Source organism: Bacteroidota bacterium (assembly GCA_016718825.1).
In the GTDB taxonomy this organism is placed as follows: domain Bacteria; phylum Bacteroidota; class Bacteroidia; order J057; family JADKCL01; genus JADKCL01.
Map to the genome: position 1 here is coordinate 1 of JADKCL010000055.1, position 15,235 is coordinate 15,235.

Genomic DNA, 15,235 nt, shown 5'->3' on the forward strand with positions numbered 1-15,235 from the left:
GGATCGCAGTTATTGCATGCATTGTCTTGACTAGCAGTGATCGCTTGGGGTCAATATCAAACTGGTCACGTGATCCGTACCACTTTTATGGCTTTGCAATGGCCAATATTCCCGGAAACGCACCATAATCAATCACCCTGTTTCCCCGCTGCAGATTCTGGTCCAGCCAGCCCAGACACAATTGCGTCGTAGGATACTGCCGGTGCCAAAAACAGAAAGGGAGATCGAGTATCAGATCGATCGCTTGCGGATCAGGCGATTGATGCCAGGTTGGAACGATCCAGCAAACGGAGCGATATTTGATCCGGATCAAACGATTGAGTCAAACGTCCCAATCCTGTTCTTCAACACGCTCCAAACGATAATTGGGTGACTACCTAACTGCATGGACCGCGTGACATTTTAAGAATTTCACTTCCGAAATCAGCACCTTCATTAAACATTACAGAGACTTCCGCATTCTGCCAAATCTCTCCGCTTCGCTCAGGGTTCTCCGAACGGTAATTGTTCATCTTTACGTATCGGCAGCTGCATCGTGACGGTCCCTGAAATTGCGCCCTGTTCCATCAAGGCATCACTCAGTAACTGGCATGCGCCGCATCAACTCGGATAATCAGCGTAATCCAGGACATTAGCTTCTTGATAGAAACCGAAACAGTCAAATAGAAAGAAATGATTGTTTGCCTGTCAATCCTTCTTATTATGCAAGGCAAGTTTCTGCTCGGATATTGAATCGCGACACCGCCGCGCAAGAAGGATGCAAATCGGTCCAAACTTTCCGTCAGGCAATGGAATCATCTGTTTTAATACCAGTAACACCATTCGGATAAGGCGATCCGGCCACGCTAATCGCCTGCTCACGGCGTATCCCCATATGTGATGATCTGGCCGACCGTGGAATCGGGATAAAGGCGGCGCCATATAATTATAGGTAAACATGCGAGTCAACCGCACACCCGTGCCGGGGTGCGTGATATTGCGTACGTCCGGCGGAAGGTCAGTTTGCCAGCATCTTCAGCGTTGATACGACACTCGACTATCGCGCCTTGATGTCGACTTTTTGACTAACAGGTAACACCATACCGGCTACAACATTAATTTGCGCCTGCCCAGATCAATACCGGTAATCGTCTTCCGGCACCGGATGTTCCCACCTGCAAACGCGTGTTCATGCCTTCGGATGAAACGATTCATTATTCTCAAACAGAAACTCAAATGTGCCAACACCGCGATATTCAATACGACGACAGGCATCGGCACAACATCACCGATTTTGCTGCGCAATTTTTCCGATATTCCGGGCGCTAGCTTCTTCGAGGAATTTTCGGTGGCGGCGCTGCATTGAACAATCTCTTTCTCCCCAAGTGAACAGCATTGCCCATGTTCATCTACCAATAATTGGAATTCGATATGGCGCGGATTTCCAGATATTTTTCGCCACAAACAACTGGGTTCCCAAACGCTGATTGGGCTTCATTACGCGTCACGATAACCGCATGGATAACGCCGCCTCGGTGTGTACAACCCGCATACTACGGCCTACTGCCACCAGCAGCTTTGATGATGATGAAAGTCGATTTCGCGCAACCTTCTTCTTAGCCCCATCAATATTTTCAGATAATGCACCCTCTGATCCAGGTACACAGGGCACACCGGCTTTTTCATGGCATTCTTCGCGCTGACTTTGTCACCCATCCAACGAGATCGTTTCCGGCCCGCGGACCGATAATCTAAAACCGCTCTTCACCCGTTCGGCAAAACTGCATTTTCGATAAGAACCCGTAACCGGGGTACGAATTCCGCGTCAGCCACTTCTGCGGCACACTATAACGCCGGCACGTTAAGATAATTTCCACGCCGCCGGCGCCGGGCTGACATACGCAATATCGACAAGGCAACCCGACGTACCCCAGCTTCATTCATCGGCCTCAGAATGCATTGCAACTGTTTGATACCCATAGCGCGACGAGAACGCTGGATCCGCAAGGCAATTTCGCCACAGATGTGCGGTGAATTTTCAAACATATTTATCTGATCTCTATTCAGATAATCATGAATCTACGAATAAGGGTTCGCACGCATATCATAGGCTGACCATTCCTCTAGCAAGATCGCCTTGATGACCGTCTTTATCGGCCTCACTTTCATTCAACAGCTTCATTGCCTCGATGATATGCATGCCAACGTATCACCCGCTTTAACTTCTATGCCGACTTCGACAAACGCACTCGCACCGGGAGTGCTGCACTATAGAATGTTCCTACGGGATTTTAACAATATGGCCATCCGGTATTGAATTCTACTCGCAACTGAAGATTCACGCTGGCATTACTGATTCCACTAGGCGTTGATGTTTGCCTGAACAGGGACATAACCTGCTGCATGGCGAGAGGCACAAATGCACAATAATTTTCACCCCGGAACTAGACGACTCAATGATACGAACTTTTACCTCCGTAAATTGTAATTCAGCGATACTTGATTCTTCAACCGGTTCAATGAGCTTCTTAAGCTTTAAATCTATCCAATCCGAGACAATGCCTCGTTTTAAGTAGTTTTGAGAACAATAAACTGAACGCCGGTTAGCCGACAAGTTACGGTTACGTTGAGAAAAGAATTGAAGTTTAAATAGAGTTATCGATAAACCCAGATGCATCGATTAATTCAAGATGTCATTGGCCATACCCAGTGCCAATCATAACCTTTGCTCCTAAACCGCTTATATACTCCTATCGCGAAGTTTAAAAATAGGATTTCTGACGAAAAGATTCTCGAATAGACTATTCCGATAAATGCACTTCACAAGGGAACTTACACCAGCAGCTGCTCTCGAAATAGATACTGGTATGCTGTGTAGGCAACCGAATTGATGATTATGAAATCTGTTCCATCACTCATCGTTCGTTGGACCCTCTCTATTAGAGCGAATTCAACTACCTCCTGAAAAATCCTCAGTTTTAACGCTTCATTTTCAGCTAAATCTGCGAAATTTCGTTAGAATATCTTGCAACGTCATATCACATAAAATTTATGGCTCCTGAACCCCAGCAGATTCAAATTTGGTCCGTGAATAATCAAGACATTCTTTGCATTTACATTTTGTAAATCCATCGACTAATTATGGACTCTTATGCTGAAAATGTACAGTTTCTAAAGAATTTCGCCGAACAAGCGAAAGTTGTTGAAAATAATGTTGAATCTGATTTGTGCAAAAAAAACAGAATCGGAATCCGCAGAAAAATCATAGTCAAAGCGCAAATGACTGAATCCCGTCCTTTATAATTTGCCCGCAATTGCCCAAACATCTATAGTAGCCGCCTGATTCAAGCCAGAGCTGTTGTAGTCAGTTGGTGAGAACAACTATTCGTAATCAGTAGGCCCGCAGTTCGATTCCTCTGCGCAACAGCACCAATAAAACAAAGAGTTATACCACATTACGCAAAATAACCCTACACCAAAGGCATTAATGGGGCACTCGTAAAAAACAAACCGCAATAAATCTTCATCTAATTCTCGCCTTTTCTACCCATAGAATCACACCACATAAACCACAAAAGTACTATATTTTATTCTCAACTGCCCCATGAATGCCCCCCGATTCATTTTCCAGAAAATAACTTTACTGTTATTCATAATAATTAACTATCAATACACTTATGAATGCCAATCACACATTTGCCATTTATTGCTCTTTGTTGTAACTTACTTACAGTGATTTATTGCATGCAGGGGGGAAATTATGGCAAATATCGAAAAGCGTGTTTCCAATGATGGAAAAACCAGTTATCGGGTAAAATAAGATTAAAAGGTTATCCAAGCCAATCTAACACATTTGAGCGCCTCACTGATGCGAAGAAATGGACGCAACAAACAGAATCAGCTATTCGTGAAGGCCGTCACTTCAAAACAACGGAAGCTAAACGCCACACCCTGGCCGATTTGATAGATCGATATTGCCGGGACGTATTGCCAGCCAAAAAGAGTGCAAAAGACCAAGCGCAACAATTAACATGGTGGAAATCTGAAATCGGAAGCTATGCCCTTGCTGATGTAACACCTTCACTATTGGCAGAATAAGGATAAACTAGGCCGTGAAATCACCGTGCGCAATAAACCCCGTTCACCGCAAGCGTAGTGCGATATATAGCCGCACTATCTCATGCTTTCACAATCGCTGTAAAGAGTGGGGTTGGTTAGAAGATAGCCCGATGCGTAAAGTAACTAAGCCCAAAGAATCACGTGGGCGTGTCACGTTTTCTATCTGATGACGAGCTTACACGCCTACTCAAAGCCTGCAAAGAATCCAGCAACCCTTATTTATATACCGTTGTTGTGTTGGCATTGTCGACCGGAATGCGCCAAGGTGAAATCATGGGCTTAACTTGGGATGTTGTGGATTTAAACCAAGGCCGAGCAATACTGCACGAAACCAAAAACGGAGAACGCCGCGCCGTGGCGATTACTGGTCATGCTTTAGAGCTATTAAAAGAACTTTCCAAAGTACGCCGAATTGATAGCATTTACTTTTTCCATCTAAGGAAATTACACCGCAGAAGCCACAGAAGCCTATGGATTTACGCGCGCCATGTAGAAACAGCCGTCAAAAAAGCAGAACTTGAGGACTTCAAATTCCATGATTTACGTCATAGCGCCGCATCATATCTTGCAATGAATGGCGCAAGCTTGGCCGAAATTGCCGAGGTATTAGGCATAAGACTTTGCAGATGGTGAAGCGATACGCTCATCCGTGAAGTCATACCGCTCGCGTAGTTCAATCCATGAATGATAAGATTTTGGGGCGCAAATAACTTTCTATCCCCTGATTCTCAAACTAGCCGCGACCGAGACAAACAAATGAATAAAAAAACAAAGAATGAGAAACCGCTGACCACAGCAGCGGAGCTGGCAGAAGAAGAAAGACGAAGGAGCATCAAAGACGCAGTTCAGCCGCAGGGCGGTAAGGGACCGCGCATGGTAGTTGGGGCACATCTGTCAACACCGGATTGGAGTTTCTGCAAAGATATGCCAGAAGTAGAGCTTTGGCAAGCTTGCGCACTCTCGCTGAATTTAGATCCTGATTCATTATCTCCACATTATGACGGGGCAGGAATGATTGGCAGTGGCTTACCTTCTTTCAGACATGAAAATTTTCCATCAGCTGAAAAATGGGAGGAATTTAATAAACGTCTGCGATTGGCAGAAGCGAACATACAACAACAGAATGCGTTTTGTCCTAATCTTATAAAGATTAGCAACTTCGTAAGGATTGTATTGATTTTGTCTAAACCATGGGATATGCCACCGGAGCTTGTTACATTGGTACAGAAACCGAAAGCGCAAATTAGCACACTAGAAAACGAACCACTACTAAATGATGATCATGAAACCATCAAGGATAAGAAGATAAAAGAACGTAACCAAAAATGGCAAGCTGAACTTGAAAGCATGGCTGACACTCTTATAAAGGAAGGAAGAGAATTACGGGCAACGAAAGGACATCTTGCTGGACAACTTGCTAAAACAACGGGTGAAGAGTAAGCCTCCAACCCTTCCACATTAACACCCTGATACAACATCGCTATCCTCAAACCTTTTACAAGGAGGAACGATGTCATCATCAGAAGCACGACGAATTCATATCGAAGCATGGCAAACCAGCGGTAAGTCGCAGGCGGCTTATTGCCGGGAACATGGTTTGAATACCAAGACGTTTGGCAATTGGGTTCGCAAGCATCGTGCCGGTCAAGTTATTTGGCCGCCTGCGTTGGTTCCGGTAACGATCAAACCAATGCCTATGCCGACGAATACGCTGCGTCTTCGCGGACGGGGCGATCATGTTTGGAACTGCCGTCGACGATATCGCCGCATTGGTTGGGGAATTGTTGAAGTGTCTTTGATTGCGAATCCGGGGAGATTTGGTTGATGGTTGCGCCGGTGGATATGCGCCGGGGATCGACGGTTTGTCGGTGTTGGTGGAGGAGGCGTTACAGCGCTCACCGTGTTCGGGTTCGGCGTTTGTGTTTTGCAATCGCGCGGGCAATCGCATCAAGGTGCTGCTGTGGGACGGCACCGGCGTGGTTGTGCCAGCGCCGCTTGCATCAGGGACGGTTCGTTTGGGGGCGTTCGGATACGGGCGGATGGAACTGACTTCATCGCAATGGGAGTGGTTGATTGCCGGAGTGGATTGGCGTCGCTTGAGGTTGCAATCTTGCGCGCGAAGATATAGCTAAAGCCAATACTGGCATCACTTTTCGCGGTTTTGCGGTATAATAACGCCATGAAAACGCAAGCAAACAGTCCATCGAATTAGATCATTTGAACCTTACGCCGGAAGCTAAAACCGAGGTATCGAACCTGATTCAATCACTGCTTACGCAAGCACAAAACGAACTCAAAATGCTGGAAGCGAAGAATCAGGCACTGACGCTGGAACTGGCACATTTGCGCCGCATTCGCTACGGCGCGAAGAGCGAAGCGCTGTCGCAGGTGCAATTCAGCCTGTTCGAAGAAGACTGGCAAACCGATGCGGCGGCGATCGAAGCGGAAATCGAGCAACTGCCGCTGCCTGCTCCGCAGAAGCCTAAGCGTGCACACGCTGGGCGCCAGCCGTTGCCGGATCATCTGCCGCGCATCGAACATCGCCATGAACCGGAATCCCGTCAATGCAAACAGTGCGGCAGCGATCTGGTAAAACGGCGAAGACGTCACCGAACAACTCGACGTCAAACCCGCCAGGAATTCTTCGTGCACCGTCACATCCGCCCGCAATACGCCTGCCGGGCTTGCGAAACCGTGGTCGTGGAACCCGTGCCACCCGCCGTCATCGGACGGCGGTATGGCAACACCGGACTGCTTGCTTGGATCACGATCTGCAAATACCTCGATCACCTGCCGCTGTATCGCATCGCACAAATCGCCGCCCGGAAGGTGTCACTTTATCGCTCTCCACGCTGGCGGAATGGATCGGACGCATCGGCGTGGCACTGCAACCTCTGGTTGACCGGCTGACTTTGCACTTATTGCAAGGTCGCGTATTGCACGCCGACGAAACCCCGGTGGCGCAACTTGATCCCGGCAGCGGAAAAACGCAGCGTGCCTACCTGTGGGCGTATCGCAGCAACGATTTTGAGTTGGGGCCGCGCATCATCGTATTCGACTACCAAACCAGCCGTAGTGGCAAACATGTGCAGAACTTCCTCAACAGCTGGCAAGGCCACTTGCTGGTCGACGACTATGCCGGTTACAAATCGCTGTTCACCCTCGTCGGCAACTGCATCGAACTCGGCTGTTGGGCGCACGCACGCCGCAAATTCTTCGACCTGCACCAAGCCAATGCCAGCACCGTCGCGTATGAGGTGCTGCAACGCATTGGCGGACTTTACGCCGCCGAAGCCGAAGGCAAGCACTTATCGACCGAAGCCCGGCAGATACTACGCGCAGAAAAAAGCCTGCCGATCCTGCAATCGTTGCACGACTGGTTACTGCAAACCCGTGCCCAAACCGCCGATGGCGGCGGTACCGCCAAAGCCATCGACTACACCTTGAAGCGCTGGCAAAGCCTGATCCGCTACGCCGGCAGCGGACACCTGCCGATTGACAACAACCCCGTCGAAAACACTATTCGCCCCATCGCGCTCGGCAAGAAAAACTGGCTGTTCACCGGCTCCGAACGCGCCGGAAAACGTGCCGCCGCCATCCAAACCCTACTCGGCACCGCAAAACTCAACGGCCTCAACCCCGCACAATGGCTAGCCGACACCCTCGAAAAACTCCCCACCTGGCCTAACAGCCGAATCGATGAATTGCTGCCGTTCGCACCGGAGGATATTGAAGCATTGTTGAAGGAATGTGGGTAGGTGGTGGGGTTGGAGGGATACGGTGAAGATGCGGCAACTATTGAAAGAAATACTCGTAAAACTTGGTAATTTTCATAAATTCGCCTAACCGCTTTTTTCGCCTAAATATCATCATGAATTAAAAAGATAATTTATATTAGGCTTTTTTGATTCGCCTAGTTTGCTTTGATTTAATGTTCACAAGGAAACCGGTGCAATACCGCACCGAACCGAGCAGATTATTAAAGGCAAAGGCGATGCAAAATACTACTGTCATACAAGCGATTAAATCAGCTTATCCAGATTTACCCTCACAACCCCGAACACTGTTGACTGTTCGTCAATTCAGCGACAGGCATTCGGCATTCACACAAGGCGCAATCCGCAATTTAATTTTTTTAGCTGAAAGTAGAAAAACATCTAAAGGCATTATCACAGGCAATGGTTTGAATATTGCCCTTGCAAGAATTGGCCGGAAGTTGCTTATTGATGAAGCTAAGTTTTTCAGTGGATTGATGAACAGCAAGGGGGGGCGTAATGAGTTCCTTCAATTCAACAGTAGATTCAGCGCAAGCGAATCCTTAATTCTTTGCACGCATGCCTTTGGTACGCTGACAGTACGCAAAGAACTTGATGTGATATACCTAGCAGCGTGTGTAATGGAAGTGCGCGAGGAATTTCATAGTGTGGCGTGTTATGTGTTGGTGGCTGAAGCGGTTGCACCCGCCCCAGCCAATGATACAGACGGAATCCATAGAAAAGAAACCGACCAATCAGAGAATAGCACGGAGGGTAGTTTATGAAAACCCCCGCGCAATTTATTCCTAAGCTTAAGCCATCGTTTTGCTCTGGGTTTGGGCAGTATCACACCGACGAGCCGGGCAAAATAACCGCAAGCCATACGCGCAAATCACTCTTGAAGAGATTCGTCATTTAGTTGATAACCCGCAGAAAGTGGATAAATCTCTAGCACAATGGCTAATTTCTTCTACGCTACTTAGCCGATCCTCTCAGGAACAAGCAGCGAATGGTGAATTCGGGATGCTTTGTGGTGATATTGACAAAAACGCTATTGGGATTAATGGAATTGAAGGAAGTATCGAATTGTTGTTTCCCAACTGTGACTATGAAATTTACACCACAAAGTCAGCTACCCCGAGCAATCAAAAATGCCGCATTTTAATTCTACTGAAAAAGCCATTGTCTGGCTCTGATTGGGTTATCTGCCAGGAGATTTTTAACGATAAGCTTGAGTCAAATGGGATCATTCCAGACCGCGCAAGTGAAAGACCGGCTCAGCTTTTCTACCTGCCTAACCGTGGCGAATACTACGACAGCAAAAGTAAAAGAAATGGTACATTTTTGATCCATCGCTTGAGTGGGCTGATGAGATTAAAAGCAAGCTTGCAGAGATAGCGCGGGCAGCCGAAGAACTGGAAAGGCTCAGAAGTGCGCCAAATCGAAGCGTAGTGCGTTCAAACCGAATTCTGGCACGAGTTCTCCTGATTTAATTGGCGCCTTTAATCAAACTTTACGATTCAGGACGTTTTGTTGCAAGCAGGCTACGATCAAATAGGAGATACTTTCCGACGCCCCGGATCTGAAAGCGGCTCATTTTCCGCCAGTGTAAAGGATGGCAAGTCCATTCACTGTCAAGTAACGATCCTTTATATACAGGTAGGGGCGGAGGTGGTGCCCATGATGCGTTCAGTACATTTACAGAAGTGTTTCATGGGGCAACCGCAGCAGCATTAAGAGATGCTGGTGACAATTGGGTCAAGATTGGTCCCGAGTCATGGAATAAGGAACAGCGAGAATATGACCAGCAAAGGGCTAAAGATGCTTTCTCACCACGGGGCGAAGATGATACCCCGCGCTCATTCGAAGATATTCTAATCGAAGCTAAAGCTCTTAGTAATGATTCTCAACCTGATGATATCCAAAACTTGCGCTTGAAACGCGATCGCTTTCATATTTCAGCAGCGACGCGTCTTTGAAGCGATTAAAAGCCAAACTGGCACACCATTTGGATTTACTCGATAAATCTTTAAAAGATCATTCAGAAAGTTCTTCAGATGATCATCTATCTATGGCGCGTCTTGTAATTGAAAAGACCGGTATTGAAAACATAATAGCTAGCCAAGGTTCTGTTTGGCTATGGTGCGATTCTGGTATGTGGAAGAAGCTGGAGAAGCGTGCTGTAAAACAAATAGTTCAGAACATAATAGCAAATGAGATTGATGGTGTTTCAAAGTGTAGTGTAGACAGCATAAGTGATCTTCTTGAAACGGAGATTTATAACACCAGACCAGAAGTTCAACGTAGGTCATGACGAGTGTGTCAATTGTCAGAACGGTGAGCTATCTCTTATAGATGGTGAATGGCAGCTATTGCCTCACGAACGGAAGAATTACCGAACTACACAGATACCTGTTGTCTATGCTGTCAACGCAAACGCACCGAGGTTCATGCGGTTTCTAGATGAGGTGTTTGCCGGTGACTCCGACAAGGAAGATAAAATAAAAGCATTGCTTGAAATGATGGGCTATTCACTGATGGCGCATTGCAAGTGAGAAATTCATCATTCTTGTGGGTATTGGAGCCAATGGGAAAGCGTATTGCTCTCAGTGCTTGAGTCGCTAATTGGAAAAGAAAATATATCTGGCGTACAACCATCGACGTTTGACAGGTCCTTCCACAGAGCGCATTTACATGGAAAACTTGCAAACATAGTCACAGAGATTAAACAGGGTGAGGTAATCGATGATGCTTCACTAAAAGGTATTGTTTCGGGGGAGCCTACTACAGTGGAGCACAAGTTCGGGCATCCTTTTGTTATGCGGCCATTCGCCACATGCTGGTTTTGGGACTACCCACATGCCACATACGCGGGATTTCTCTAACGCATTGTTTCGGCGTACTTTCATATTAAAGTTTAACAATGTTTTTGAGGCAGAATTAGGTAACTGCGATCCACCTCTGAGAAATACGCTCGCCAGAGAATTGCCCGGTATTCTGAATATGGCGTTAAATGCTTACGCTAAAGCCATTGTTAATGGGTTTACTCTGCCGAAAAGCTCCATTGAAGCAAGGGACGAATGGCGCATCGAAGCCGATCAGGTCGCACAGTTTATTGATGACGAATGCGTCAGGGATGACAAAAAAGAGGTTCAGGCTCAGTTGTTGTATAGGGCATATCGAGAGTGGACGCGTAACTCTGGTATTAACCTAACATTAACGATGAAGTCGTTTCGTAAACGTTTGGATGTTCTTGGGTTTCGGTGCCAGACGCACGAGTGAGGCCTGTTACGTTACGGGGTTATCTTGTGCCCAGAGCCATAGTGAATTTTGGGGGATGCCATGACGCAATGACGCATATGACGCTTCTCTACATTCCACGAAACAAAAAATAAATATATTCTAAATATTCTTTTCTGGATGTAGGGGAATCTAGGAAGAAGCGTCATAGCCGTCATAAGTGTCGAATTAGCAAATATCCCATACTGATGGCAGATACTTTATTACCGAAGCACTTGTTAAAGCAGGAGAAAAGCAATGACAGCAAAAGAAGAGCGTGGACGCTGGAAGAAAGGGGAAAGCGGCAATCCACGTGGCCGTAGCCCTGGTACGGGAAAGGTGGCGCAGTTAAGGGAGAGCATCGCTCAACATCTACCGGAAATTATCGAACAGTTGGTCATTAAAGCCAAGGAAGGCGATTCACAAGCAGCCAGGTTACTACTAGAACGGGTTATACCGCCAGTTAAATCAATGGAGCAATCCGTTAAGATCAGCTTGCCAGTAGATGCCGATTTGTCCACGCAAGGTCAATCAATTATTCAGGCTGTTGCTAATGGAACGCTTGCGCCAAGTCAAGGTAGCGCACTACTAACCAGCCTAGGGACATTGGCAAGGATCAAAGAAATGGATGAGCTGGAGAAACGTTTAACTGCATTGGAGCAAGCCAATGAACATAAAAAATAGATTGGAGAAACTGGAGCAAATGATCAGGCCTCAACAAACGCCCTTGGTAATGATTAAATTTGAGGATGCTTGGACTCCTGAACAGCAGCAACAAATCGATGAAGCCAAAGCAAATGAACAAAAAATTATAATGGTTGAATTTGTTTGATAAATTAATAGGCTGATATAAGATGGCGATGCTTAAAAGACGGGTTATCGTGTTAGAAGCAAAGGTGACGAAAGAAGCAACGATTGAAGATTTATTGCACGCTATAGCTGATGAGAAAAATGGAATAAAGGTTTCTGATAAAGAATGGCAGCATATTCGAGAGTCCCGTGTTTACAAATTTATAGAAAGTGGTACCTGTAAAGATAATCTCTGATATCTGAAAGAGGATAATGAAGGGACATAAAAAGTTTTATTGATTTTATGGAATTCACTATTGCTCGGTACAAATTATTCATGAAGTTACTTTTATATTCCACACAAGTCAAGCTTCTTCTTGTAGCATGGGCTCACAAATTAATCGTCCCGGATCTATTGTAGGAACAAAAGGGAGAAGAAAACAGAAGCAAGCGGTGATGGTTAACAAAGTTATAAATTAAGCGACTGGTGTGTGAAATTTAAAAGTTATTATAAAAAAGAATCTGGATCTTCATCCGACTCAATTTATGAGGTGTGTTGTGAAGAAACTATTTATTACAATTGCGTTCATGATTTCCGCAAACAGTTTGCTTTATCATTCGTTTATCATGGCGTCAAATGCTCATGCAGTGATGCCGGTGTGAACAGACAGACCTTATGAGAGTAGGATAGAAATTGTGTCTGGGGGAGGGCAAACATACATATTGGGATTGGTGGTGGGATGCCGTTAATTGCCTATCAACTTCTGGAAAGATAGTTCCTGCTTGTATTTATCCTGGGTTTGGTGAAAAACCTTTTACCCTGACTTGCTTCCTACCACAAAGACGGCAACTGAAGCGATTGGAATATTTAACGCCCCACACTTAACAATTGTACATAATGAGATGTATTCATCTAAAACGGCTGGGATTCAAAACGGCGATGAGATGGATAAAATTGAAATCAAATCGAGTTGGTTTAATATATATTTACAAACATATTTATTTGTATATAACGAAAAAGATAAAACACTAACGCTTGATCTGTCTTCCACATCAGGTGGTAGCATATTTGCATCTGGAACGTGGAATATGCTATCAGAGGAACATACGCTTGATGAATACTTGGACCAACGGTACAACAATATATTCAAATAAGACCGGAACTGAATTCAAATATTATCTGGAAGAATAACATATTGCGCAAATAGGGGATAGAACAAGACCGGACAATCCACGTTAATCGATATGAAGTTTTTTGATTGACGGATTCAAATTGTTCATGCATGAACAAACTTTGAAAGTATGAATATTGATTAAAGTCGCTGAAAGCAAAATCACTAATGCAAGTATGAAGCTTATTGATCCGGCCATTAAAAAGATTTATTAGAATCTCCGTATTCCGGCTTTCTCTGCTATCAGAAATCGAACTGTTTAATGGCCGACTCTATAAGTTACATTATGACGATTAATAGATAATTAAATGTATCATAAATCACTTTTCGACAATTGAAGATTAGTTTCTTACGTATCATGTCTGAGAACAAACAAATTAGGAGAGAAGGTAATTAAATTAGCTTTGTTTCGCAGATTAGAATGCAGAAGAATCTTTAATGATTGGTGGCAACTGTACCAACATGCATTAGAGCCTCGTTCTGCAGGCGTTGCAGTCACATCTTACTCTAAGTTGTAAATAATACTTTTTAATTCTGTAATAGAGGGGTGAATTATGTCATTAGGTTTCAAACTTTCAAAGTAATAAGCTGGCTTTGGATTAGTCCAGCCACCAACAATTATTTTTCCAGATATATAGATCCATTTGTTCAAAACAAAAGAAGTGTCTTCTGTTTTGAAATCAAATATAAATATGTTTGTACTGGCGGAAATTGCGCTTGAAGTAAATGTATCGACGGACTCTATTGTTGTTGAAGCATTGCCTGTAAGAGTTGAAAGAAGAGAATTTACAGTAATTGTAAGCTCTTTTCCGTTGAAGTAACCAACAGCATCTACAGATGCTGTTTTCTCGGGGAGAGAAATACTCTTTGGAGTGTCTGGTGGTGGGGGGGCGCCTGCATATCCTAGTGTAGTATCAATACATACATTTCCGTTACTATCAACCCGTGGGTGACCACCTGTTAATCTAAGTGTATAAAAATTTTCTTGACTATCAAGTACTGTGAATCTGCTTTGTATAGCTATACTTGTTGGTGATGCGTTGGAGAGATTCTTTGTATCAGCACATTCAAATCCATTAAAAACAATTGACGTTGCTAATGAGTAACTAGATAGCAGACAAAGAGTTGCAACTGCACATATTTTTTTCAATTTAATCTCCAATCAGTTGATACCGCAGTGCCAAGGTTAAGCGCGTTTTCTTTTCTGCGATGTGCCATAAAACCCAGCAAACCTAGGCCAGCCAATAACATCAAATACGTTTGTGGTTCTGGTATTGGTGAAATATTGTCACGGTTAAGAAGATAAGAGTGTCCATTTGAGCCATACGCAATTATTTGACCAGAAGAATTGATGGCGCTAGCATAGCTTAGTGATGTTCCAATAGATGCGCTAAGAAGTAAATTAAGATCCTGCATACTGCCATTCTCGTACAGAAAAGCAAGGTCGTTGGAGTAACCAACAACTTGTCCAGAATCATTAATGCCGAAAGCTAATGAAGTCCCATCGTTCAATGCACCAAGATCAGCCATTACTCCATTATCGTAGATGAATGCATGTTCAACTGCTTCAGAATCAATAATAACCATAGAATAACCTACTACTTGTCCGCTGTTATTTATTGAATAGGCGCCACTTGCTCCACCATGTTCCCGGATCGGTTCCTGACACCTTGCTCATACAAAAAAGCATGATTCCCATGCAGTCCCAGCGATGCTCCAACTATTTGTCCAGAGTCATTAATACTCTCTGCACTCGTATGTCCACCGTTACCATTCAATGAACCAATATCCTGCATTACGCCATTATCAAAAAGAAATGCGTTGTAATTACTACCAACATGAGGAATGGCATTTGACCATCCTGTCACTTGTCCTATCTCATTTATATCTGTTGCTGAACTTAAAGTCCACCGCTTAATGTACCGATATCTAGCATAACTCCATTGTCTATAAAGCATGGCTAAAAGTGTTAAGTACTGCCATGATGATCATCAAAAACATAATGTCCAACTACTTGACCTGCATTGTTTATTCCATAAGCTACACTCGCGAATCCGTTCAACGCTCCTAAATCTTGCATGCTGCCATTCGAATAAAGAAAAGCTCGTGGGTTAACAGAATCAAAACTATAAGAATAACCAA

The 15,235-nt window shown here is 44.8% G+C and carries 18 protein-coding genes, 1 tRNA gene and 4 pseudogenes; 17 read left to right on the plus strand and 6 right to left on the minus strand.

The window, feature by feature from the left end; genetic code table 11:
- Positions 1 to 85: 85 nt before the first annotated feature.
- Complete coding sequence (locus IPN95_28255) at positions 86 to 313, minus strand: 50S ribosomal protein L11 methyltransferase (protein MBK9453221.1); 228 nt, start codon at positions 311 to 313, stop codon at positions 86 to 88.
- An 867-nt stretch (positions 314 to 1,180) separates the two neighbouring features.
- Between IPN95_28255 and IPN95_28260 the strand changes: the two genes are divergently transcribed.
- Complete coding sequence (locus IPN95_28260; protein ID MBK9453222.1) at positions 1,181 to 1,345, plus strand: hypothetical protein; 165 nt, start codon at positions 1,181 to 1,183, stop codon at positions 1,343 to 1,345.
- 1,396 nt (positions 1,346 to 2,741) lie between these two features.
- Here IPN95_28260 and IPN95_28265 read toward each other — a convergent pair.
- A pseudogene (locus IPN95_28265) lies at positions 2,742 to 3,111 on the minus strand (type II 3-dehydroquinate dehydratase).
- Positions 3,112 to 3,333: 222 nt separating this feature from the next.
- On the opposite strand from IPN95_28265, the gene IPN95_28270 reads away from it, so the two are divergent.
- From IPN95_28270 to IPN95_28345, 16 genes and pseudogenes are all read left to right on the plus strand, one after another.
- Positions 3,334 to 3,411, plus strand: a tRNA-Thr gene (locus tag IPN95_28270).
- Positions 3,412 to 3,739: 328 nt separating this feature from the next.
- Positions 3,740 to 4,751 (plus strand): annotated as a pseudogene (locus tag IPN95_28275) (site-specific integrase).
- Between the two features lie 31 nt (positions 4,752 to 4,782).
- Positions 4,783 to 5,538 (plus strand): hypothetical protein, encoded by a 756-nt coding sequence (locus IPN95_28280; GenBank protein ID MBK9453223.1) that lies wholly within the window; start codon positions 4,783 to 4,785, stop codon positions 5,536 to 5,538.
- Between the two features lie 70 nt (positions 5,539 to 5,608).
- Positions 5,609 to 5,897 (plus strand): annotated as a pseudogene (locus IPN95_28285) (IS66 family insertion sequence element accessory protein TnpB).
- Complete coding sequence (gene tnpB, locus IPN95_28290; GenBank protein ID MBK9453224.1) at positions 5,898 to 6,230, plus strand: IS66 family insertion sequence element accessory protein TnpB; 333 nt, start codon at positions 5,898 to 5,900, stop codon at positions 6,228 to 6,230. It begins immediately after the preceding pseudogene.
- A gap of 70 nt (positions 6,231 to 6,300) precedes the next feature.
- Positions 6,301 to 7,856, plus strand: a pseudogene (locus IPN95_28295) (IS66 family transposase).
- A gap of 236 nt (positions 7,857 to 8,092) precedes the next feature.
- Complete coding sequence (locus IPN95_28300) at positions 8,093 to 8,638, plus strand: hypothetical protein (GenBank protein MBK9453225.1); 546 nt, start codon at positions 8,093 to 8,095, stop codon at positions 8,636 to 8,638.
- A gap of 40 nt (positions 8,639 to 8,678) precedes the next feature.
- Positions 8,679 to 9,251, plus strand: a complete 573-nt coding sequence (locus tag IPN95_28305) for a hypothetical protein (GenBank protein MBK9453226.1) — start codon at positions 8,679 to 8,681, stop codon at positions 9,249 to 9,251.
- 308 nt (positions 9,252 to 9,559) lie between these two features.
- Complete coding sequence (locus tag IPN95_28310) at positions 9,560 to 9,832, plus strand: hypothetical protein (protein ID MBK9453227.1); 273 nt, start codon at positions 9,560 to 9,562, stop codon at positions 9,830 to 9,832.
- Entirely contained in the window at positions 9,829 to 10,167 is a 339-nt protein-coding gene (locus IPN95_28315; GenBank protein MBK9453228.1) for a hypothetical protein, read from the plus strand. The genes IPN95_28310 and IPN95_28315 overlap by 4 nt, the downstream gene beginning before the upstream one ends.
- Positions 10,118 to 10,408 carry a hypothetical protein gene (locus IPN95_28320; protein ID MBK9453229.1) on the plus strand — a complete coding sequence of 97 codons (291 nt, stop codon included), beginning with the start codon at positions 10,118 to 10,120 and terminating at the stop codon, positions 10,406 to 10,408. Before IPN95_28315 ends, IPN95_28320 begins: the two co-directional genes overlap by 50 nt.
- A 304-nt stretch (positions 10,409 to 10,712) precedes the next feature.
- Positions 10,713 to 11,135 carry a hypothetical protein gene (locus tag IPN95_28325; GenBank protein ID MBK9453230.1) on the plus strand — a complete coding sequence of 141 codons (423 nt, stop codon included), beginning with the start codon at positions 10,713 to 10,715 and terminating at the stop codon, positions 11,133 to 11,135.
- Positions 11,136 to 11,390: 255 nt separating this feature from the next.
- Positions 11,391 to 11,816: a hypothetical protein gene (locus IPN95_28330; GenBank protein ID MBK9453231.1), complete on the plus strand. Its 426-nt coding sequence runs from the start codon at positions 11,391 to 11,393 to the stop codon at positions 11,814 to 11,816.
- 1 nt (position 11,817) lies between these two features.
- Positions 11,818 to 11,964, plus strand: a complete 147-nt coding sequence (locus IPN95_28335; GenBank protein MBK9453232.1) for a hypothetical protein — start codon at positions 11,818 to 11,820, stop codon at positions 11,962 to 11,964.
- Positions 11,965 to 11,986: 22 nt separating this feature from the next.
- The gene (locus IPN95_28340) at positions 11,987 to 12,178 is read left to right on the plus strand and encodes a hypothetical protein (GenBank protein ID MBK9453233.1); all 192 of its coding nucleotides are present in this window, start codon (positions 11,987 to 11,989) and stop codon (positions 12,176 to 12,178) included.
- A gap of 568 nt (positions 12,179 to 12,746) precedes the next feature.
- Positions 12,747 to 13,076: a hypothetical protein gene (locus IPN95_28345; GenBank protein ID MBK9453234.1), complete on the plus strand. Its 330-nt coding sequence runs from the start codon at positions 12,747 to 12,749 to the stop codon at positions 13,074 to 13,076.
- A 519-nt stretch (positions 13,077 to 13,595) separates the two neighbouring features.
- Here the strand turns inward: IPN95_28345 and IPN95_28350 are convergent.
- From IPN95_28350 to IPN95_28365, 4 genes are all read right to left on the minus strand, one after another.
- On the minus strand, positions 13,596 to 14,243 hold the full coding sequence (locus tag IPN95_28350) for a hypothetical protein (protein MBK9453235.1): 648 nt from the start codon (positions 14,241 to 14,243) through the stop codon (positions 13,596 to 13,598).
- Positions 14,240 to 14,680 carry an FxDxF family PEP-CTERM protein gene (locus IPN95_28355; GenBank protein ID MBK9453236.1) on the minus strand — a complete coding sequence of 147 codons (441 nt, stop codon included), beginning with the start codon at positions 14,678 to 14,680 and terminating at the stop codon, positions 14,240 to 14,242. The genes IPN95_28350 and IPN95_28355 overlap by 4 nt, the downstream gene beginning before the upstream one ends.
- Positions 14,681 to 14,709: 29 nt before the next feature.
- Positions 14,710 to 15,051, minus strand: coding sequence for a hypothetical protein (locus IPN95_28360; protein ID MBK9453237.1), 342 nt, complete (start codon positions 15,049 to 15,051; stop codon positions 14,710 to 14,712).
- 11 nt (positions 15,052 to 15,062) lie between these two features.
- Positions 15,063 to 15,235, minus strand: a 173-nt coding sequence (locus IPN95_28365; GenBank protein ID MBK9453238.1) for a hypothetical protein, incomplete at its 5' end; no start/stop codon positions are given.